The following is a 20,868-nucleotide window of genomic DNA, read 5'->3' as shown; positions in this document are numbered from 1 at the left end:
GGTTCCGTGGCTAAGCTCAAGCCTTCACGAATGCACGCAGAGGTTTCATCTATGCCGCAGCAATGGCCCGCCACCGACATCGCCCGCATGATCCTCGATGGCTTTGATGATTACCGCGAGCATTTCCGCCGCATCACCGACGGTGCCCGGGAGCGTTTCGAGCAGGCGCGCTGGCAGGAGACGCAGACTGCGTCAGCGGCGCGAATCAACCTCTATGAGGAAAAAGTCGGCGAAACCATCGCCCGACTGCGCGAATACTTCGACGACGAAACACTGATGAATGTCAGCTGCTGGCCGCTGGTGAAAAGCGCCTACATCAGCGTCATCGACCTGCGCTTCGACGATGAACTGTCCGAGACCTGGTACAACTCGATTTTCTGCGGGCTGTTCAGCCATGACCTGATCAGCGACGGCTGCATGTTCATCCATACCACTCGCCCGAGCCTGCGCCGTGCGCGGGCTGCGCAAACCCGCACGTACAAGCCGCAAGGGCAGTTGTCGGGAATGCTGGCGAGCATTTTTGCCGACTACCGTTTCAGCGAGGATTACGCCGATTTGCCCGGCGACCTGCGCCGCCTCGAAGCGCAGTTGCGTGAAAACCTGCCGGACTGGGTATGCAAGGATCCAGAGCTGAGCGTCGAGCTGTTTTCCTCGGTGCTGTACCGAAACAAGGGCGCGTACCTGGTCGGGCGCATTTACACCCGCGACGAGCAATGGCCGCTGGTGATTCCGCTGCTGCACCGCGAAGGGCGCGGGATTCAGATTGATGCGCTGATTACCGACGAAGCCGATGTGTCGATCATCTTCTCTTTCACCCGCTCGTATTTCATGGTGGATGTGCCGGTGCCGGCCGAGTTCATCGGTTTTCTGCGGCGGATTTTGCCGGGCAAACACATCGCCGAGTTGTATACCTCGATTGGCTTTTACAAGCACGGCAAGTCCGAGTTCTATCGGGCGCTGATCAATCACCTGGCCAACACCGATGACCAGTTCATCATGGCGCCGGGCGTGCGTGGCATGGTCATGAGCGTGTTTACCCTGCCGGGCTTCAACACCGTGTTCAAGATCATCAAGGACCGGTTTTCACCGTCGAAAAACGTCGACCGTGCCACGGTGATCGAGAAGTATCGACTGGTGAAAAGCGTCGACCGGGTAGGGCGCATGGCCGATACCCAGGAATTCGCCGATTTCCGTTTTCCGCTGAGCAAATTCGAGCCGGCGTGCCTCGAGGAATTACTGGAGGTTGCGCCGTCCACGGTGTCGGTGGAAGGCGACACTGTGCTGATCCGCCACTGCTGGACGGAACGGCGGATGACCCCGCTCAACCTTTATCTGGAAAATGCCAACGATGCGCAGGTGCATGAAGCGCTGGAAGATTACGGGCTCGCGATCAAGCAACTGGCGGCGGCGAACATCTTTCCCGGCGACATGTTGTTGAAGAACTTCGGCGTCACCCGTCACGGGCGGGTGGTGTTTTATGACTACGACGAAATCTGTTTCCTGACCGAAGCCAACTTCCGCCACATCCCGCAACCGCGTACGCCCGAGGATGAAATGGCCTCGGAGCCGTGGTATTCGATCGGGCCGCTGGATGTGTTTCCCGAGGAGTTTCCGCCGTTTCTGTTTGCTGATTCGGGGCAGCGCAAGTTGTTCGATCAGTTGCATGGCGAGTTGTATAACGCCGATTACTGGAAGAGCCTGCAAGAGGCGATTCGCGCCGGCAAAGTGATTGATGTTTTCCCGTACCGCCGCAAAGGTCTCGATAACGAATAACTCACCACCCCTGTAGGAGCTGCCGCAGGCTGCGATCTTTAGATCTTGCCTTTATAAAACAAAGTCAAAAGATCGCAGCCTGCGGCAGCTCCTACAGGGGAAGCAGGTCAATCGAGGGTAAATCTGCGACAATCGCGTCCTTGCGCCACTACATGACCGAATTGCGTACCCGATGACCGACGAATCGCCCTCCATCGACAAACTGTTGAAAAACCTCGATCACGCCATGCTCGCCGACCGCCACCGGCTGCGGCGGCAGTTGCTTGAGCTGCGCAAGAATCCCGATGAGGCCAAGCTGGCTCAATGGGTGACGCGCATGCAGGCGTCTTGTGATCAGGTGCTGGCGCGCAAGGCCAGCCTGCCGGTCATTCGTTACGACGACAGCCTGCCGATTGCGGCCAAGCGTGACGAGATCAAAAAGGCGCTGGAGCAGCATCAGGTGCTGATCATCGCGGGTGAAACCGGGTCGGGCAAGACCACCCAGTTGCCGAAAATCTGCCTGGAGATCGGTCGTGGTCAGCACGGTCTGATCGGCCACACCCAGCCGCGCCGGATTGCAGCGCGCAGCGTCGCCAGCCGCGTTGCCGAAGAACTCGGGACGCCGCTCGGTTCGCTGGTCGGCTATCAGGTGCGTTTTGAGGATCAGAGCGATTCCAATACCCTGATCAAACTGATGACCGACGGCATCCTGCTGGCGGAAACCCAGAACGACCGCTACCTCGAGCGCTACGACACGATCATCGTCGACGAAGCCCACGAACGCAGCCTCAACATCGACTTTCTGCTCGGTTACCTGAAAACCCTGCTGCCGCGTCGCCCGGATCTGAAAGTCATCATCACCTCGGCAACCATCGATCTGGAGCGTTTCTCCAAGCATTTCGACGATGCGCCGATTGTTGAAGTCTCCGGCCGTACCTTCCCGGTGGACACCTGGTATCGCCCGCTGACCCTGGAGCAGGACGAAGAGGGCAACCGTGTCGAAGATGACCTGACCGTGGATCAGGCGATCCTCGCCACCCTCGACGAAATCGCCGCTTACGAGCGCAGCGAACGCCGCAGCCCCGGTGATGTTTTGGTGTTCCTGCCCGGCGAACGGGAGATTCGCGACGCCGCCGATATGCTGCGCAAGGCCCAGATCAAGCACACCGAAATTCTGCCGCTGTACGCACGCCTTTCACCGGCCGAGCAACAGCGGATTTTCCAGTCGCACCCGGGCCGTCGTGTGGTGCTGGCGACCAACGTTGCCGAAACCTCGCTGACCGTGCCAGGCATCCGTTACGTGATCGACAGCGGCACCGCGCGCATCAGCCGCTACAGCTATCGCGCCAAGGTCCAGCGCTTGCCGATCGAAGCGATTTCCCAGGCCAGCGCCAACCAGCGTAAAGGTCGCTGCGGCCGGGTCGAGCCGGGCATTTGCATCCGCCTCTACAGCGAAGAAGATTTCATCGGCCGCCCGGAATTTACCGATCCGGAAATTCTGCGCACCAACCTCGCCGCGGTGATTTTGCAGATGCTCCATCTGCGCCTCGGCGAAATCACCGCGTTCCCGTTCATCGAGCCGCCGGACGGCAAGGCGATCAGTGACGGTTTCAATCTGCTGCAAGAACTCTCGGCGGTCGATCGCAACAGCCAGTTGACCCCGCTCGGCCGCCAATTGGCGCGCCTGCCGGTGGACCCGCGCATGGGTCGCATGCTGCTCGAAGCGGCCAAACTCGGCAGTCTGCAGGAAGTGCTGATCGTCGCCAGTGCCATGTCGATTCAGGACCCGCGCGAGCGTCCGCCGGAGCGTCAGCAAGCCGCCGATCAGGCCCACGCGCAATGGAAAGACATCGACTCGGACTTCGCCGGGCTGGTCAATCTTTGGCGCGGTTTTGAAGAGCAGCGCCAGGCGCTGACGGCCAGCCCGCTGCGTAACTGGTGTCGGAAGAATTTCCTTAACTATCTGCGTTTGCGCGAGTGGCGCGACTCCCATCGCCAGTTGAGCCTGATCTGCCGCGACATGCAGTTGAGCCTGAACAAAGAGCCGGCGGATTATCAGAAACTGCACAAAGCCGTGCTGGTCGGTTTGCTCAGCCAGATCGGCCAGAAAACCGAGGACGGCGATTACCTCGGCGCCCGTCAGCGACGCTTCTGGATTCATCCGTCGTCAGGCATCGGCAAGAAGCGCCCGCAATGGCTGATGACCGCCGAACTGGTGGAAACCACCAAGCTTTACGCGCGGATGGTGGCGAAGATCGACGCCGACTGGATCGAGCCGCTGGCCGGGCATCTGATCAAGAAAAACCACTTCGAGCCGCACTGGGAAAAGAAGCGCGGCCAGGTCGTGGCGTTCGAACAGATCACCCTGTTTGGCCTGATTGTGGTCGGCCGCCGGCCGGTGCATTACGGCCCGGTCGATCCGGTGGTCTCGCGTGAATTGTTTATCCGTGAAGGTCTGGTGCGCGGCGAGATTCAATCCAGAGCCAAGTGTCTGTCTGCCAACCAGAAGCTGCTGGAACAGCTCGACGAACTCGAAGCCAAGGCCCGTCGTCGCGACATTCTCGCCGACGAAGAAACCCTGTACGCGTTCTACGATGCACGCTTGCCGGCGGAAATCCACCAGACGGCGACCTTCGATAGCTGGTATCGCATCAACAGCCAGAAAGATCCGCAGCTGTTGATCATGCGTGAAGAAGACGTGCTGGCTCGCGAGGCCAGTGAAGTCACCGCACGGGATTACCCGGACACCCTGCACATCGGTGATCTGGAACTGGCCCTGACCTATCACTTCGAACCCAATCACCCGCGTGACGGCGTGACCTTGCGTGTGCCGGCGCCGCTGTTGCCGATGTTGCCGCCGGAGCGTCTGGAATGGCTGGTGCCCGGGTTGATCGAGGCCAAGTGCATCGCCCTTGTGCGTAACCTGCCGAAAGCGCTGCGCAAGAACTTCGTGCCGGTGCCGGACTTCATCAAGGCTGCGTTGCAACGCATGACCTTCGCCGAAGGTTCGCTGCCGCAAGCTCTGGGCCGTGAGCTGTTGCGCATGACCGGCGCACGCGTCAGCGATGAGGCGTGGGCAGAGGCTGAGCAAGGGGTCGAAGGGCATCTGCGGATGAACCTGGAAATCGTCGACGGCCAAGGCAAGTTCCTTGGCGAAGGACGCGATCTGGCCGAGCTGACCGCACGCTTTGCCGAAGCCAGTCAGGCCGCACTGGCCGTGCCGCAGAGCGCTAAAAGTCAGCAGCCGGTGGAGGCGAAAGTCTTTGCCCCGGTGGCGGAAAAGACTCAGCAGAAGATCGCCGGGTTGTCGATGACGGTGTATCCGGCGCTGGTGGAAGAGGGCGGTACGGTCAAGGAAGGACGATTCTCGACGCCGGCCGAAGCCGAGTTCCAGCATCGTCGTGCGTTGCAGCGTTTGTTGATGCAGCAATTGGCCGAGCCGGCCAAGTTCCTGCGTGGCAAGTTGCCGGGGCAGACCGAACTGGGTCTGCTCTACCGCGATCTGGGGCGGGTCGATGCCTTGGTCGAAGACATTTTGCTGGCCAGCCTCGACAGCTGCATTCTGGAGGGCGAAGACCCGTTGCCGCGTGACGGCGCAGGCCTGGCGGCATTGGCCGAGCGCAAACGAGGCAGCTGGACTGAACACGCCGAGCGTGTGGCGCGGCTGACGCTGGAGATCCTGAAGATCTGGCACGGTCTGCAAAAGCGCTTCAAGGGCAAGATCGACCTCGCCCAAGCCGTGGCGCTCAATGACATCAAGCAGCAGATCAGTCATCTGGTCTATCCGGGTTTTGTCCGGGAAACGCCGATGCAGTGGCTCAAGGAATTGCCGCGTTACCTGAAAGCGGTCGAGCAGCGTTTCGAGAAACTCGGCGCGCAGGTGCAGAAGGATCGGGTCTGGAGCGGCGAACTCGCTGGCCTCTGGGCGCAATACCAGACTCGCGCCGCCAAACACGCCCAGGAAGGAAAACGCGATCCGCAGCTTGAGCTGTACCGCTGGTGGCTGGAGGAATACCGGGTTTCGCTGTTCGCCCAGCAGCTTGGGACGAAAGTGCCGATCTCCGACAAGCGCCTCAATAAGCAGTGGACTCAGGTAGAACCCTGATGTGCGCCTGGCAATAATCCTGTAGGAGCTGCCGCAGGCTGCGATCTTTTGATTTTGTTTTTCCAGATCAAGATCAAAAGATCGCAGCCTGCGGCAGCTCCTACAAGGAATGCGTTTAGCGTGAAAAGGGGCCAAAACCTTGGGTTTATGGCAAACTTCGCGACCATAAACGCCGCGTTCGCGACTCAGAGCCTTTGGCCGTGTCTCGGATCGGAATAAAGCGATGCCAGGTTTGCGTCCCCCGGATGGGAATAGACCCTTTGTGTGTTGGTACGACGGTTCCAGCACTTTCTGCCTGAACAGATTAGAGAAACGACCATGCATAACGTCGTCATCAGCGGCACCGGCCTGTATACCCCGGCCAACAGCATCTCCAACGAAGAGCTGGTGCAGTCTTTCAATACCTACGTCGCACAGTTCAACGCGGACAACGCCGAGGCCATCGCCAGCGGCGAAGTCCAGGCACTGACCGAATCCAGCGCCCCGTTCATCGAGAAAGCCTCGGGCATCAAGAGCCGTTTTGTCATGGACAAGGACGGCATTCTTGATCCGCAGCGCATGGCCCCGCGCCTGCCGGAGCGGTCCAATGACGAATGGTCAGTGCTCTGCCAGATGGCCATTGGTGCTGCCGAGCAAGCCTTGCAACGCGCCGGCAAAACCGCTGCCGACATCGACGGTGTCATCGTTGCCTGCTCCAACCTGCAACGCGCCTACCCGGCCATCGCCATCGAAGTCCAGGAAGCGCTGGGCATCCAAGGTTTCGGTTTCGACATGAACGTGGCCTGTTCCTCGGCGACCTTCGGCATTCAGGCAGCGACCAACAGCGTGCAACTGGGCCAGGCCCGGGCGATCCTGATGGTCAACCCAGAAGTCTGCACCGGTCACCTGAACTTCCGTGATCGCGACAGCCACTTCATCTTCGGCGACGCGGCCACTGCCGTGATCATCGAACGCGCCGATCTGGCCACCTCCAAGCACCAGTTCGACGTGGTCAGCACCAAACTGCTGACCAAGTTCTCCAACAACATCCGCAACAACTTCGGTTTCCTCAACCGCGCGGCGGAAGAGGGCGTCGGTGCTCGCGACAAACTGTTCGTGCAGGAAGGCCGCAAGGTGTTCAAGGACGTTTGCCCGATGGTTGCCGAACTCATCGGCGAGCATCTGCAAGAGAACCAGCTCAATGTCGGCGACGTTAAGCGTTTCTGGCTGCACCAGGCCAACCTGAGCATGAACCACCTGATCGTGCGCAAGCTGCTGGGCCGCGAGGCCACCGAAGAAGAAGCGCCGGTGATCCTCGACACCTACGCCAACACCAGCTCGGCGGGTTCGGTCATTGCCTTCCACAAATATCAGGATGACCTGGCCGCCGGTTCGCTGGCAGTGCTGAGTTCGTTCGGTGCGGGTTACTCGATCGGTAGCGTGATTCTGCGCAAGCGTTGAGTTTGCCCTGAAAAGATCGCAGCCTGCGACAGCTCTTACACTGACGGTTTCAAACCCGTTGTTGTAAGTGCTGCCGCGGGCTGCGATCTTTTGCGTCCTATCAACTGAAACGAGGCGTCAATGGCCGTTACGGACGACACCCAATTGCTTGAGCGCTTGTTGGCGGGTGAACAAAAGGCTTTCAAGGAGCTGGTCACGACTTATCAGAGCGCCATGCGTGCCGTTGCGTATGCGATCGTCGGCCAGCGTCATGTCGAGGAAGTGGTGCAGGATGCCTGGCTGTCGGTGGTGCGTCATATCGGCAGCTTCGAAGGGCGCTCCAGTCTCAAGACCTGGTTGCTGACCATCACTGCCAACTCGGCCAAGAGTCGCTACAAGCAAAATCGCCGCGAGGTGCTGCTCGATGACTTGCCGTCGCCCCACGGCACTATCGACGACGACCGTTTTTCGTCCAGCGACGGTCATTGGCTGGTGGCGCCTTTCGCCTGGCACCAGGACACCCCCGAGGCGTTGTTGACCGAAGGCGAACTGCGCGAATGCCTGGAGCACACACTGTTGAGCCTTTCGGAACTGCAAAGCAGCGTTTTGCTGTTGCGTGAGCGTCAGGGCGTGGAGCTGGAAGAGATCTGTAATCTTCTGGACATCTCGCTCTCCAATGTCCGCGTGCTGCTGCATCGGGCACGGTTAAAGGTCTTCGCGACCGTGGAACATTTTGAGGAGACAGGAGAATGTTGACCTGCAAGGAGCAAGTGGCACGATCCAGTGATTATCTCGATGGCCAGCTGAGTTTTGGCGAGAAGCTGATGGTGCGGCATCACCTGATGTTTTGCCGCAATTGCCGGCGTTTCATTCGCCAGATGCGGTTGATGCAGGCGACGCTGAAGGCCATGCCGGAAAAACCTGAAGAGGGTGTCGATGCATTGGCCGAACGCCTGGCTGAACAGCGCCGCAAAGACGGCCCTTTGTAGGAGCTGCCGAAGGCTGCGATCTTTTGATCTTGTTTTTAAAGATCAAGATCAAAAGATCGCAGCCTTCGGCAGCTCCTACAGAGGGCTTTGCGCATTCTGAAATAGCCCCGCGTGGGTGAAACGAACGGATGATGGGGATCGTCCCGCCCACGTCAGGCTATTGACTGCTGCTGTTTAGAACTTGGCTTCCGCATCCAGCTGCAGGGTGTTGGCATCTGCATCACGCTGGGTACGGCTGGCGAAGTCTGCCTTGGTCAGGAAGTACGTCGCGCCGACAGCGAAGTTCTTGTCGATGTCGTAACCGACCTTGAACTTGTGACCACGCGAACCTGTGGTGCCGTTGGCAAAGTCGGAGTCGGTGAAGGCGCCGACCACGGCGTTGCGCTGCACGTCACGATAGTTGTAGTCGAGGTTGAAACCAAAGACCTTCGACTTGGCGCCGAGCAGCCAGGCAGTGTCCTGATCGGTCACGGCGTCGTTGTTCTTCACGTACTGACCGTAGAACGACAGAGGCATTGGCAGACCGCCGATGTCGACCTGGCTGAAACCTTCGTACAGGCGGAACTCGTTGTTTGCCGAGTTGCCGTTGACCGCCAGGGCGCAAGGCGTGGAGGTGCCGGTGCAACGGCTATCGTCGTCGTTCTGGTAGGCGTAGACACTGCCGCCCAAGGTCAGCTTCAGGTTGTCGGTGATATTGAAGCGGCTACCCAACTGGCCGGCGGTCAGGCGCAAGTCGTGACGGAACTGCACGCCGTCGCCATCGACGTTGTCCTTGAGGTTGTAGTTACCCAGGCTGCCGAACAGTTCGGCGCTGCTGCCCAATGGGTATTTGTAAGTAACGGCCAGACCTTCAGGGTTGATGTCGCTATCCCAGATCACGTCGCCCATGCTCACCCACGGTTGCAGCATCTTGCCGCCGATCACGTGCAGGTTCTTGATTTGATCGGGGTGGTAATCGATGTAGCCCAGATCCAGCCAGATCTGCTTCTTGTCGAAGTAGTTGTCCTGATCCTGGTTGGTCGAACGCGCATCGTCGCCGCCGCCGGTGGCGATACGGATGCCGGTGTCCACTTGCGGATTGATCTCGGTGTAGGCACCCAGACGGGCACGGATGCGCTGACGATCCTTGTCGCGACCGCCGTTGTTCGGTTCGCCATCGATTTTGATGGTTTCCTGACGGATACGCACGTCACCCTTGAACTGAGTTTTTGCTGCCCAGGCCAGTTTCTGGTCGAAAGCGCTTTGTTCGTTGGTCTTCTTCGCGACAGCCGCGACTTGTTCGTTGGTCTCTTGCTGCGCCTGCTGCGCGATTTGCTGAGCCTTCTGATCCTTGGCCAGTTCAGTTTGCAGTTCAATGTACTGCGCCTGGGAAATCGAACCGTTAGCCTTGAGCATGTCGAGCAGTTTGGCGTCGACTGCAGCACTGGCCGGAACGCTCATGGCCAGCAACAAGCCACCGCACAGGGCCGCCGCAGTTTTCGTGGAAGCAAGACGCATAGCAATCTCCGAAGATGAGAGGGATGGCTTAACCATCCTGGGCACAACCGACAATCGAGGTCGGAAAACAGTGTCCGGGTTAGAACCCGGCGCTCTAAAAACAGGCGCCAGTATCGCGATGGTTTATGACAGAGCGGTGGCACAGTGATGGCAGGTTGATGACGATGTGCGTTCGTCGCGAACTATTGAGCTAGAGCGCTGTCGGCCGATTGCGAGTGTGTAATGCAACGCAATCGGCGATACTCGCCGGGCGCTGGAGTCCTGTTGTGGAGAGCTTGTTGATGCCGTTGCAATGCCTGCAAAACCTGTCAGAAATTGCCCCGCATGCCTGGGACGCACTGGTGCCGGACAATCAGCCGTTTCTGCGCCATGCGTTTCTCAGTGCATTGGAAGACAGCGGCAGCGTCGGCCCCCACTCCGGTTGGCAGCCGGAGCATTTGCTGCACATCGAAGACGATCGGCTGGTGGCGGCGCTGCCCAGTTATCGCAAGTGGCACTCCTACGGTGAGTACGTGTTCGATCATGGCTGGGCCGATGCCTGTGCTCGCGCCGGGATCGATTACTACCCCAAGCTGTTGACGGCGGTGCCGTTCAGTCCGGTCAGTGGGCCGAGGCTGCTGGCCGCCAGAGTCGAGGACGGTTTCGAGCTGCTCAAGAGCCTGCCCGGTTACCTGGAGATAGAAGAGCTTTCCAGCGCTCACATCAATTTCACCGATGCGTTCACCGACGCTGCCATGGCCGAACAGCCGGGCTGGTTGCAGCGCATTGGCTGTCAGTATCACTGGCAGAATCGCGGCTATCGCGACTTTCAGGACTTTCTCGACGTGCTCGCTTCGCGCAAGCGCAAACAGATGCGCAAGGAACGCGAGCAAGTGGCCGGGCAGGGCTTCGAGTTTGAATGGCTGGAAGGACGAGAGCTGGATGAGGCGCAGTGGGATTTCGTCTACGCCTGCTACGCCAATACCTACGCCGTGCGCCGGCAGACGCCGTATCTGACCCGGGAGTTTTTCAGTCTGTTGGCCGAGCGCATGCCCGAAGCGATTCGCGTGGTGCTGGCCAAACAGGGCTCACGGCCGGTGGCCATGGCGTTCAGTCTGGTGGGGGGCGACAGTTTTTACGGACGTTATTGGGGCTGTCTGGCCGAGTTTGATCGGCTGCACTTCGAGACCTGTTTTTATCAGGGCATGGACTACGCGATTGCCCAGGGTTATCAGCGTTTCGATGCCGGTGCTCAGGGCGAGCACAAACTGATTCGTGGCTTCGAACCGGTGATCACGCATTCATGGCATTACCTGCGCCATCCGGGACTTAAGGCGGCGGTCAAAGATTTCCTGCAGCAGGAACGCGCCGGCATTCTGGCCTATGCCGAAGAAGCGCGAGCCGCTTTGCCCTACCGCCAAACCTGAATCCCTTGTAGGCGTGAGCCTGCCCGCGATAGCGGGGTGTCGGTCAACATTGATGGGGCTGACAGACCGCTATCGCGAGCAGGCTCACTCCTACAGGTTTTGTGGTGATCGGGTATATCAATCGATTCCGACAAACCCTCCAGTCTGATGCGCCCACAACCGCGCATACAACCCACGGTGAGCCAGCAGTTCAGCATGGGTGCCGCTCTCGGCGATCTTGCCGTTTTCCAGCACCACCAAGCGATCCATCCGGGCGATGGTCGAGAGGCGATGGGCAATCGCGATCACGGTTTTGCCCTGCATCAGCGTTTCCAGGCTTTCCTGAATCGCCGCTTCAACTTCCGAGTCCAGCGCCGAGGTCGCTTCGTCCATGATCAGGATCGGCGCGTCCTTGAGCAGCACTCGGGCAATCGCGATGCGCTGACGCTGGCCACCCGACAGCTTCACGCCGCGCTCGCCGACATGGGCGTCAAACCCGGTACGGCCTTCTGCGTCGGACAACAAAGGAATGAACTCGTCGGCGCGGGCCTTGTGCACCGCATCCCAGAGGTCGGCGTCGGTTGCATCAGGTTTGCCGTACAACAAGTTGTCGCGGATCGAACGGTGCAGCAGCGAGGTGTCCTGGGTAATCATGCCGATACGTGCGCGCAGACTTTCCTGGCCGACTTCGGCGATGTTCTGCCCGTCGATCAGGATGCGCCCACCCTCGACGTCGTACAGGCGCAGCAGCAGGTTGACCAAGGTCGATTTGCCGGCGCCGGACGGGCCGATCAGGCCGATTTTTTCACCCGGTTTGATGGTCAGGTTGAGGTCGCCGATGATCCCGCGCTTCTTGCCGTAGTGAAAATCCACATGCTCGAAACGCACTTCGCCATTGGCCACCGCCAGCGGTTTGGCCTGCTCCTGATCGGTCACGCTGACCGGTTGCGAGATGGTGCGCAAACCGTCCTGGACCATACCGATGTTTTCGAAGATGCCAGTGACCACCCACATGATCCAGCCGGACATGTTGACGATGCGGATGACCAGACCCGTCGCCAGGGCAATGGCACCGACGGTGATCAACGATTGCGTCCACAACCACAGCGCCAGAGCGGTGGTGCCGACGATCAGCAAGCCGTTCATGGTGGTAATCGCCACGTCCATGCTGGTGACTACGCGGCCGGCCATTTGCGCCTTGACGGTTTGTTCTTCGATGGCTTCCTTGGCGTAATGCTGTTCGAAGTTGGTGTGGGCAAACAGCTTCAGTGTGGCGATGTTGGTGTAGCCGTCAACGATCCGTCCCATCAGTTTCGAGCGCGCGTCGGAGGCTTCCACCGAGCGCTCTTTCACCCGGGGCACGAAGTAGTAGAGCGCGCCGATGTAGCCGACGATCCACACCAGCAGCGGGATCATCAGGCGCCAGTCGGCCTCGGCGAACAGCACCAGCGCGCTGATCGCATAGATCACCACATGCCACAACGCATCGACGGCTTGCACCGCTGAATCACGCAGCGAGTTGCCGGTCTGCATGATGCGCTGGGCGATGCGCCCGGCGAAGTCGTTCTGAAAGAAGTTGAGGCTCTGCTTGAGCACATAACTGTGATTCTGCCAGCGGATCATGCTGGTCATGCCGGGGCTCAGGGTCTGGTGCACCAGCAGGTCGTGCAGACCAAAGAAAATCGGCCGCAGGACCAGCGCAACCACCACCATCCACGTCAGTTCGAGGGCGTGGTCGCTGAAGAAATTCGGGTTGGGTGTGCCCTGGGCAAGGTCGATGATGCGGCTCAGGTAACTGAACAGCGCCACTTCGATCAGCGCGGCGAACAGGCCAACGACCAGCAGGGCCGCGAAACTCGGCCAGACCTGCTTCAGGTAGTAGGTATAGAAGGGCCAGACACGATCTGGAGGGGCCGCCGTCGGGGCGTCGCGGAATATGTCGATCAGTTGTTCGAAACGGCGATAGAGCATCAGATAACCGCCCGGATACGGGCTCTCCTTTTATCAGTGTGAGCGGCGTGGCCCGAGGCCGCCGCCGCTCGAAATGCCCCGCGAAACTTAGTCGATGCGCTTGGCCGACTTGATGATCACAGGGTCGACAGGCACGTTCTGCATGCCGCCTTTGGTGGTGGTTTGCGAATTGACGATGATGTCGACCACGTCCATGCCCTTGACCACTTTGGCGAATACCGCGTAACCGGCATCACGGCCCGGGTCGAGGAAAGCGTTGTCAGCCACGTTGATGAAGAACTGGCTGGTGGCCGAATCCGGGTTGGAGGTGCGCGCCATCGACAAGGTGCCACGAACGTTGTGCAGGCCGTTGCTGGCTTCGTTCTTGATTGGTGCCTTGGTGTCTTTCTGCTGCATTTGCTGGGTGAAACCGCCGCCCTGAGCCATGAAGCCCGGGATCACACGGTGAAAAATCGTGTTGGTGTAGAAGCCGCTGTCGACGTACTCAAGGAAATTCTTGGTACTGATCGGCGCCTTGACCGGGTCCAGTTCGATTTCGATCTGGCCGTTGGTGGTGTCCAGCAGCACGTGCGGCGCTTTGGCCGGGGTGGCAGCCATCAGGTTGGCGGCAAACAGCACGGTACCGGCGGCGAGGGCGATTTTTTTCAGCATGGGTCAGTGATCCTGAGGATGAATATCGGCTGCGGCGAGAAACTCCAGCAGCGTTTGATTGAAGCGTTCGGGTTGATCGAGCGGGGTGGCGTGGCGCGAATCGGCGATCACCACCAGCCGCGCATCGGGCAGCAGTTTTACATAGGTTTCTTTCAGCGTAACGGGTGTGTAGTCACGGTCGGCGCTGACGATGAGCGTTGGACAGGTCACCCGGGAAAGTCGTTCCTGAACGCCCCAGCCAACAATTGCATCGAAGCTGGCGAGATAAGCACGTTTGTCGTTTTTTGCCCAGCGTTCGGCCATTTTCTGCCGCAGATCGGCCTGTTCCGGCTTGGGGAAAAGTTTGCTGCCCAATGCCTTGCCGATGGTTGCCAGGCTGAGCACGCGCATCAGGCTCCAGCGTTTGAACCACTGCCAGTAGTCGTCGCGCGAACGCAGTTTGACCTCGGGCGCGCTGTTGACGATGGTCAGGCTCTTGAGCAGTTGCGGCTGATCGACACCCAGCTGGAAACCGATCATGCCGCCCATGGACAGGCCAATGTAGTGCACCGGGCCGAGGTTCAAGTGCTCGATCAGTGCGACCAGGTCGGCGCTGAATCCGGCGATGCTGTAGCGCTCGCGGGGTTTGTCCGAGCGCCCGTGGCCGCGGATGTCCGGGACGATCACCCGGTAGTGCGCGGCCAGTGCGGGAATCTGCATTTCCCAGTCCAGCGTGCTTGAACCGAGCCCGTGGACCAGCAGCAACGGCGCGCCGTGGCCATATTCCTCGTAGTGCAGGTTGCAACCGTCGTGTTCGAAATACGCCATCGGTGAACTCCGTGTCAGGCTTGTTCAGGGGCGGCGAACGGTGCATCCAGCGGCAACGTGTCGAAGGTGCGCAGCAGTTCGATGAGGATTTGCGTCGCCGGGCCCAGCGGTTTGTCCTTGTTCGAGTACAGATAGAAACTCGGGTTGCGACTGCCACCCTGATCCAACGGTAGCAGCTTGAGCGAGCCTTCTTTCAATTCCCGTTCGATCATGTGCCGTGGCAACCAGGCAAATCCCAGACCGCTGCTGACGAAGGTCGCGGCGGTGGCGAGACTGCCGACGGTCCAGCGCTGTTCCGCGCCGAGCCAGCCGACATCCCGTGGTTGTTGGCGGCCGGAGTCGCGGATGACCACTTGCATCTGGGTTTCCAGGTCCTGGAAGCTCAGTTCGCGGTTCAAACGATGCAAAGGATGTTCCGGATGGGCGACGGCAACGAACTCGACATCGCTCAATTCTGCGCCGAGGTAACCGGGAATGCTGAACCCGGTGATGGCCAGGTCAGCCACACCTTCAAGCAAGACTTCCTCCACGCCCGACAGCACTTCTTCGCGCAGGCGTACCCGGCAGCCACGGCTTTGCGGCATGAACGCGGTCAGTGCGCGGACGAGGCGAGCGCTGGGGTAAGCCGCATCGACGACCAAACGTACTTCGGCTTCCCAACCTTGCTCCATATGGTGGGCGAGGTCTTCCAGTTGGCTGGCCTGTTTCACCAGTTGTCGCGAGCGGCGCAGCAGGACGCCGCCGGCCTCGGTGAGCACTGCTTTACGCCCGTCGATGCGCAGCAACGGCACACCGAGTTGGTCCTGCATGCGGGCGACGGTGTAGCTCACCGACGATTGCGAACGGTGCAGGGCCTCGGCGGCCTGGGCGAATCCGCCGTGGTCGACCACGGCCTGCAATGTTCGCCATTGATCAAGGGTCACGCGGGGCGCTTTCATCAATAGCTCCTCTTGTCCTAAGCTGGCTGTCCCTCATGGAGACTGCCGAATGAAAAAATTCTGTTGTGTGCTGCTGGCGCTGCTGCCGCTGACGGCGTTTGCGTATCCGATCGACGTGCAGAAAGACCTCAACGACATGAAGATCGACTACGAGACCTTCGACACCGATAACGACATCGGCTCGATTCGGGTGGCCAACTACGGCGATGTCGATGCGACCTGCAAAGCGGTGTTCAATAACGGTCCGGAAGCGCCACGCACCCGTACCATCGATGTACCCGCCGGCAAACACAAGAACGCCACGGCCAAGTTCACCCGCGAGATCATCAAGCTGCGCATCAAGCTGACCTGCACGCCGAAGTAAAAATTTTCCCCTGTAGGAGTGAGCCTGGTCGCGATTGCGGTGTTCCATAAAAATGGATGCTGTCCGCACACCACCATCGCGAGCAGGCTCACTCCTACAAAGGCATGCGTCAGCTTATAAACGAATTATTCGATGCTTTGCAGCAATTATTTGCGCTTTTTCATCGATACGATACTGCTTAACCTTCACTCCATCGACCTACAACATTCTCGGATGGAGGCTACACAACATGTCCCGCGTTCTGATCATCGAAAGCAGCGCCCGCCAGCAAGACTCGGTTTCCCGTCAACTGACCCAGACCTTTATCAGTCAGTGGAAAGCGGCGCACCCAGACGATCAGATCACCGTCCGTGACGTCGCCGTAAACCCGGTTCCGCACCTCGATATCAACCTGCTGGGCGGCTGGATGAAGCCCGCCGAGCAGCGCAATGACAGCGAACAAGCGTCGCTGGATCGCTCCAATGAATTAACCGACGAGCTGCTCGCCGCTGATGTGCTGGTGATGGCTGCGCCGATGTACAACTTCGCGATCCCCAGCACCCTCAAGGCCTGGCTCGACCATGTGCTGCGTGCCGGCGTGACGTTCAAGTACACCGAAACCGGCCCGCAAGGCTTGCTCAGCGGCAAGCGTGCCTACGTCCTGACTGCTCGCGGCGGCATCTACGCTGGCGGCCCGGCCGACCACCAGGAACCTTACCTGCGTCAGGTAATGGGTTTCATCGGTATCCACGACGTGACCTTCATCCACGCTGAAGGCATGAACCTGGGCGGCGACTTCCAGGAGAAGGGCCTGAACCAGGCCAACGCCAGGCTTTCTCAGGTCGCTTGATATGTTAATCGCCAGATAATCACTGGATGTTCTAGTGCTCTGGCGCAACCCCTTCAAGGCTTTACGCGCATCGAACCTCCCTTTGCACTTGTTGCTCCTGAGTGCTGTAGCCCGATTGCACGCATTAGCGAGATCGGGCTTTTTTTTGCCCGGGATTTGAAGACGGACACAGCCCCCTCTGTAGGAGCTGCCGCAGGCTGCGATCTTTTGATCTTGTTTTTTTACAATCAAAAGATCGCAGCCTGCGGCAGCTCCTACAGGGGATTTGTGTTGGTTCCAGAAAGTAAAACCCGCTATCGTCGCCGCCATTCAAAACAGGGGCGACCATGGGCTATCTACTTTTTGTCACGCTGATCCAGGCGTTTTCCTTCAGTCTGATCGGCGAATACCTGGCCGGGCATGTCGACAGCTACTTCGCGGTGCTGGTGCGTGTGGTGCTGGCCGGGCTGGTGTTTATCCCGCTGACTCGCTGGCGTTCGGTGGAGCCGGCGTTCATGCGCGGCATGCTGCTGATCGGCGCGTTACAGTTCGGCGTGACCTACGTCTGTCTGTATCTGAGTTTCCGTGTGCTGACGGTGCCGGAAGTGCTGCTGTTCACCATCCTCACGCCGCTGCACGTGACCCTGATCGAAGACGCGCTGAACCGACGCTTCAACCCGTGGGCGCTGATCGCGGCACTGGTGGCGGTGGGCGGGGCAGCGGTGATTCGCTTCGACAGCATCAACCCGGACTTCTTCATGGGCTTCCTGCTGCTGCAACTGGCCAACTTCACCTATGCCGCCGGGCAAGTGTTGTACAAGCATCTGGTGGCCAAACACCCGAGCGATTTGCCGCATTACCGGCGCTTCGGCTTCTTCTACCTCGGCGCGCTGGCGGTGGTGTTGCCGGCGTTTCTATTGTTCGGCAAATCGAACTTCCTGCCGGAGGCGCCGCTGCAATGGGGTGTGCTGGTGTTCCTCGGTCTGGTCTCGACCGCGCTGGGGCTGTACTGGTGGAACAAGGGCGCGTGCATGGTCAATGGCGGCACATTGGCGGTGATGAACAACCTGCATGTGCCGGTGGGCTTGCTGCTGAATCTGCTGATCTGGAATCAGGATGAGGAACTGGGAAGGTTGTTCCTTGGCGGGAGTGTCATCCTTGCCGCTGTATGGATCAGCCGACTGGGTATCAGACGCACCGCATAACCCCTTGTAGGAGCTGCCGAAGGCTCGGGCCGCGATCGGACGATCTTTTGATCTTGCTCTTAAAGCACAATCAAAAGATCGCAGCCTTCGGCAGCTCCTACACGGGATCGGGGGTTACATGACGTGTTTTTCAGGCTCGGGGATGTGGCTCGCGCCCAACACCGCCGGCAACAACCCCGAGCGCAAATCCCCGCCACTCGGCTGCTGATACAGACTCAACCCAAACTCCGGCAGCACTGCCAGCAGATAATCAAAAATATCCCCCTGAATCCGCTCGTAGTCCGCCCACACCGTGGTGCGGGTGAAGCAGTAGATTTCCAACGGAATGCCCTGCGCCGTGGTCTGCATCTGGCGAACCATGCAGGTCATGTTCGGCTGAATTTCCGGGTGGCTCTTCAGATAAGCCAGCGCATAAGCGCGAAAGGTACCGATGTTGGTCATGCGCCGGCGGTTGGCCGACATGGCCGCGACATTGCCCTGCGCCTCGTTCCACGCCTTGAGCTCGGCTTTCTTGCGGCCCATGTAGTCGGTCAGCAGATGCACCTGGGATAGCTTCGCTTCCTCGTCATCGCGAATGAAGCGCACGCCGCTGGCGTCGATGAACAGGCTGCGCTTGATCCGCCGGCCACCGGATTGCTGCATGCCGCGCCAGTTCTTGAACGACTCGGACATCAGACGCCAGGTCGGGATCGAGACGATGGTCTTGTCGAAGTTTTGCACCTTGACCGTGTGCAGGGTGATGTCGACCACGTCACCGTCGGCGCCGACTTGCGGCATCTCGATCCAGTCGCCGACCCGCAGCATGTCGTTGCTGGTCAGCTGCACGCTGGCGACAAACGACAGCAGCGTGTCCTTGTAGACCAACAGGATCACCGCCGACATCGCACCCAGACCCGAGAGCAGCAACAGTGGCGAACGATCGATCAGCGTGGCAACGATGATGATCGCACCAAACACGTACAAGACCATTTTCGCCAGTTGCACGTAGCCTTTGATCGAGCGCGTGCGGGCATGTTCGGTGCGTGCGTAGATGTCGAGCAAGGCATTGAGCAGGGCGCTGATCGACAGCAGCAGGAAGAGGATGGTGAACGACAACGCGACGTTGCCGAGAAAGGTCATCGCGGTTTTGCTCAGCTCGGGCACCAGATGCAGGCCGAACTGGATCACCAGCGATGGCGTCATCTGCGCCAGTCGCTGAAACACCTTGTTGTGGCGAAAGTCGTTGATCCAGTGCAGGGCGGGTTGGCGACCGAGCATGCGGCTGGCGTGCAGGATCAGATAACGCGCCACTCGTCCGAGCACCAGCGCAATCACCAGTAAAACCGTCAAGGCCAGACCGGCCTGCAAAAGTGGATGCTGTTCGAGGGTGCCCCAGAGGTCCTGGGCGTTGAGCCAGAGCTGTTTGAAATCCATGAGAGAAACGATTCTTCTGTAAGGCGCGATGGGCGATTAGAGCATTTAAGCCGCTGTGTATTACCGTAAGAGACAAATCGAGCAACAAAAAAGCCACTGATTCACGCCGTTTGTATAAAGAAACTCGGCCTGAGCGCTCGAAACCGGTAACCTATGCAGCTGTTTTTTTGCATATCTTCGAGGTAGCACCCGTGTTTTCCCAATTCGCCCTGCACGAACGCCTGCTAAAAGCTGTGGCCGAGCTGAAATTTGTCGAGCCAACGCCTGTGCAAGCCGCGGCCATTCCGCTGGCGCTCCAAGGGCGTGATTTGCGGGTGACTGCACAAACCGGTAGCGGCAAGACCGCCGCTTTTGTCCTGCCGATCCTCAATCGCCTGATCGGCCCGGCCAAGGTGCGCGTCAGCATCAAGACCCTGATCCTGCTGCCGACCCGCGAGCTGGCCCAGCAGACCTTGAAGGAAGTTGAACGCTTTGCGCAGTTCACTTTCATCAAGTCCGGCCTGATCACCGGCGGTGAAGACTTCAAGGTCCAGGCCGCCATGCTGCGCAAGGTGCCGGACATCCTCATCGGCACCCCGGGCCGGATGATCGAGCAACTGAACGCCGGCAACCTCGACTTGAAAGAAGTCGAAGTACTGGTGCTCGACGAAGCCGACCGCATGCTCGACATGGGTTTCTCCGAAGACGTGCAACGTCTGGTCGATGAATGCCCGAACCGTCAGCAGACCATGCTGTTCTCCGCCACCACCGGTGGTTCGGGCCTGCGCGAGATGATCGCCAAGGTGCTGAACAACCCTGAGCACTTGCAGCTCAACGCGGTCAGCCAGCTGAATTCGACCACCCGTCAGCAGGTGATCACCGCTGACCACAACCAGCACAAAGAACAGATTGTGAACTGGCTGCTGGCCAACGAGACCTACCAGAAAGCCATCGTCTTCACCAACACCCGCGCCATGGCCGACCGCATCTACGGCCGTCTCGTGGCTCAGGAATACAAGGCGTTCGTGCTGCACGGCGAGAAAGACCAGAAGGATCGCAAACTGGCGATCGACCGTCTGAAGCAGGGCGGCGTGAAGATTCTGGTGGCGACCGACGTTGCGGCCCGTGGTCTGGACGTTGATGGTCTGGACATGGTGATCAACTTCGACATGCCACGCAGCGGCGACGAATACGTGCACCGTATCGGTCGTACTGGCCGTGCCGGTAACGACGGTCTGGCGATCTCGCTGATCTGCCACGGCGACTGGAACCTGATGTCGAGCATCGAGCGCTATCTGAAGCAGAGCTTCGAGCGCCGCACCATCAAGGAAGTCAAAGGCACCTACGGCGGACCGAAAAAGGTCAAGGCCTCGGGCAAAGCCGTTGGCGTGAAGAAGAAAAAAACCGACGGCAAGGGCGACAAGAAGAAAACTGCCGCCAAGACGCCGACCAAGCGCAAGAGCGTCAACCGTCCCAAGCCAGACTCTCTGGTGAGCAGCGACGGCATGGCCCCGCTCAAGCGCCGCAAGCCAGCAGAGCCAGCGGCTGAGTAAGTCGTTTCAGGCGCATAAAAAACCCGGACAGT

16 protein-coding genes are annotated in these 20,868 nt (G+C 59.4%); 10 read left to right on the top strand and 6 right to left on the bottom strand.

Features of this window, described 5'->3' with window-relative positions:
- The first annotated feature begins 51 nt into the window (after window positions 1–51).
- The 5 genes from aceK to ICA16_RS14775 all read left to right on the top strand — a co-directional run bounded on the left by aceK (window position 52) and on the right by ICA16_RS14775 (window position 8,265).
- Complete coding sequence (gene aceK / locus ICA16_RS14795) at window positions 52–1,773, top strand: bifunctional isocitrate dehydrogenase kinase/phosphatase (RefSeq protein WP_150617683.1); 1,722 nt, start codon at window positions 52–54, stop codon at window positions 1,771–1,773.
- A gap of 172 nt (window positions 1,774–1,945) precedes the next feature.
- On the top strand, window positions 1,946–5,857 hold the full coding sequence (gene hrpA / locus ICA16_RS14790; RefSeq protein ID WP_150617684.1) for an ATP-dependent RNA helicase HrpA: 3,912 nt from the start codon (window positions 1,946–1,948) through the stop codon (window positions 5,855–5,857).
- A 318-nt stretch (window positions 5,858–6,175) separates the two neighbouring features.
- Entirely contained in the window at window positions 6,176–7,297 is a 1,122-nt protein-coding gene (locus tag ICA16_RS14785; RefSeq protein WP_042558117.1) for a beta-ketoacyl-ACP synthase III, read from the top strand.
- A gap of 120 nt (window positions 7,298–7,417) precedes the next feature.
- The gene (locus ICA16_RS14780; RefSeq protein WP_150603010.1) at window positions 7,418–8,032 is read left to right on the top strand and encodes an RNA polymerase sigma factor; all 615 of its coding nucleotides are present in this window, start codon (window positions 7,418–7,420) and stop codon (window positions 8,030–8,032) included.
- Window positions 8,026–8,265 (top strand): anti-sigma factor family protein, encoded by a 240-nt coding sequence (locus ICA16_RS14775; RefSeq protein ID WP_150617685.1) that lies wholly within the window; start codon window positions 8,026–8,028, stop codon window positions 8,263–8,265. Before ICA16_RS14780 ends, ICA16_RS14775 begins: the two co-directional genes overlap by 7 nt.
- A gap of 174 nt (window positions 8,266–8,439) precedes the next feature.
- On the opposite strand, the gene ICA16_RS14770 is transcribed toward ICA16_RS14775, so the two are convergent.
- Complete coding sequence (locus tag ICA16_RS14770) at window positions 8,440–9,762, bottom strand: putative porin (RefSeq protein ID WP_150603008.1); 1,323 nt, start codon at window positions 9,760–9,762, stop codon at window positions 8,440–8,442.
- Between the two features lie 281 nt (window positions 9,763–10,043).
- Between ICA16_RS14770 and ICA16_RS14765 the strand changes: the two genes are divergently transcribed.
- Window positions 10,044–11,168: a GNAT family N-acetyltransferase gene (locus ICA16_RS14765; RefSeq protein ID WP_210701086.1), complete on the top strand. Its 1,125-nt coding sequence runs from the start codon at window positions 10,044–10,046 to the stop codon at window positions 11,166–11,168.
- A 117-nt stretch (window positions 11,169–11,285) separates the two neighbouring features.
- Here the strand turns inward: ICA16_RS14765 and ICA16_RS14760 are convergent, their stop codons facing one another.
- The 4 genes from ICA16_RS14760 to ICA16_RS14745 form a co-directional block, all read right to left on the bottom strand.
- Window positions 11,286–13,118, bottom strand: a complete 1,833-nt coding sequence (locus ICA16_RS14760; protein WP_150603006.1) for an ABC transporter ATP-binding protein — start codon at window positions 13,116–13,118, stop codon at window positions 11,286–11,288.
- Between the two features lie 87 nt (window positions 13,119–13,205).
- Window positions 13,206–13,769 carry a peptidylprolyl isomerase gene (locus ICA16_RS14755; protein ID WP_042558122.1) on the bottom strand — a complete coding sequence of 188 codons (564 nt, stop codon included), beginning with the start codon at window positions 13,767–13,769 and terminating at the stop codon, window positions 13,206–13,208.
- A 3-nt stretch (window positions 13,770–13,772) separates the two neighbouring features.
- Complete coding sequence (locus ICA16_RS14750) at window positions 13,773–14,576, bottom strand: alpha/beta fold hydrolase (RefSeq protein WP_210700887.1); 804 nt, start codon at window positions 14,574–14,576, stop codon at window positions 13,773–13,775.
- Window positions 14,577–14,590: 14 nt separating this feature from the next.
- Window positions 14,591–15,514, bottom strand: coding sequence for a PA3225 family LysR-type transcriptional regulator (locus ICA16_RS14745; protein WP_150594336.1), 924 nt, complete (start codon window positions 15,512–15,514; stop codon window positions 14,591–14,593).
- A 49-nt stretch (window positions 15,515–15,563) separates the two neighbouring features.
- Here ICA16_RS14745 and ICA16_RS14740 point away from each other — a divergent pair, with 49 nt between their 5' ends.
- The 3 genes from ICA16_RS14740 to ICA16_RS14730 all read left to right on the top strand — a co-directional run bounded on the left by ICA16_RS14740 (window position 15,564) and on the right by ICA16_RS14730 (window position 17,891).
- Window positions 15,564–15,878, top strand: a complete 315-nt coding sequence (locus tag ICA16_RS14740) for a hypothetical protein (protein WP_042558125.1) — start codon at window positions 15,564–15,566, stop codon at window positions 15,876–15,878.
- Window positions 15,879–16,107: 229 nt separating this feature from the next.
- A complete protein-coding gene (locus tag ICA16_RS14735; RefSeq protein ID WP_210553738.1) occupies window positions 16,108–16,707 on the top strand; it encodes an FMN-dependent NADH-azoreductase in 600 nt (199 codons plus the stop codon).
- A gap of 326 nt (window positions 16,708–17,033) precedes the next feature.
- Entirely contained in the window at window positions 17,034–17,891 is an 858-nt protein-coding gene (locus ICA16_RS14730) for a carboxylate/amino acid/amine transporter (RefSeq protein WP_210700886.1), read from the top strand.
- Between the two features lie 114 nt (window positions 17,892–18,005).
- Here ICA16_RS14730 and ICA16_RS14725 read toward each other — a convergent pair whose 3' ends face one another.
- Window positions 18,006–19,304, bottom strand: coding sequence for a mechanosensitive ion channel family protein (locus ICA16_RS14725; protein ID WP_210553737.1), 1,299 nt, complete (start codon window positions 19,302–19,304; stop codon window positions 18,006–18,008).
- Window positions 19,305–19,495: 191 nt separating this feature from the next.
- Here ICA16_RS14725 and ICA16_RS14720 point away from each other — a divergent pair, with 191 nt between their 5' ends.
- Window positions 19,496–20,836: a DEAD/DEAH box helicase gene (locus ICA16_RS14720; RefSeq protein ID WP_150603001.1), complete on the top strand. Its 1,341-nt coding sequence runs from the start codon at window positions 19,496–19,498 to the stop codon at window positions 20,834–20,836.
- Window positions 20,837–20,868: the final 32 nt, after the last annotated feature.

It is taken from the genome of Pseudomonas anatoliensis, assembly GCF_017976235.1.
GTDB lineage: Bacteria > Pseudomonadota > Gammaproteobacteria > Pseudomonadales > Pseudomonadaceae > Aquipseudomonas > Aquipseudomonas anatoliensis.
Note: the sequence above shows the minus strand (reverse complement) of the source record. Positions and strands in the feature narration are given on the sequence as shown.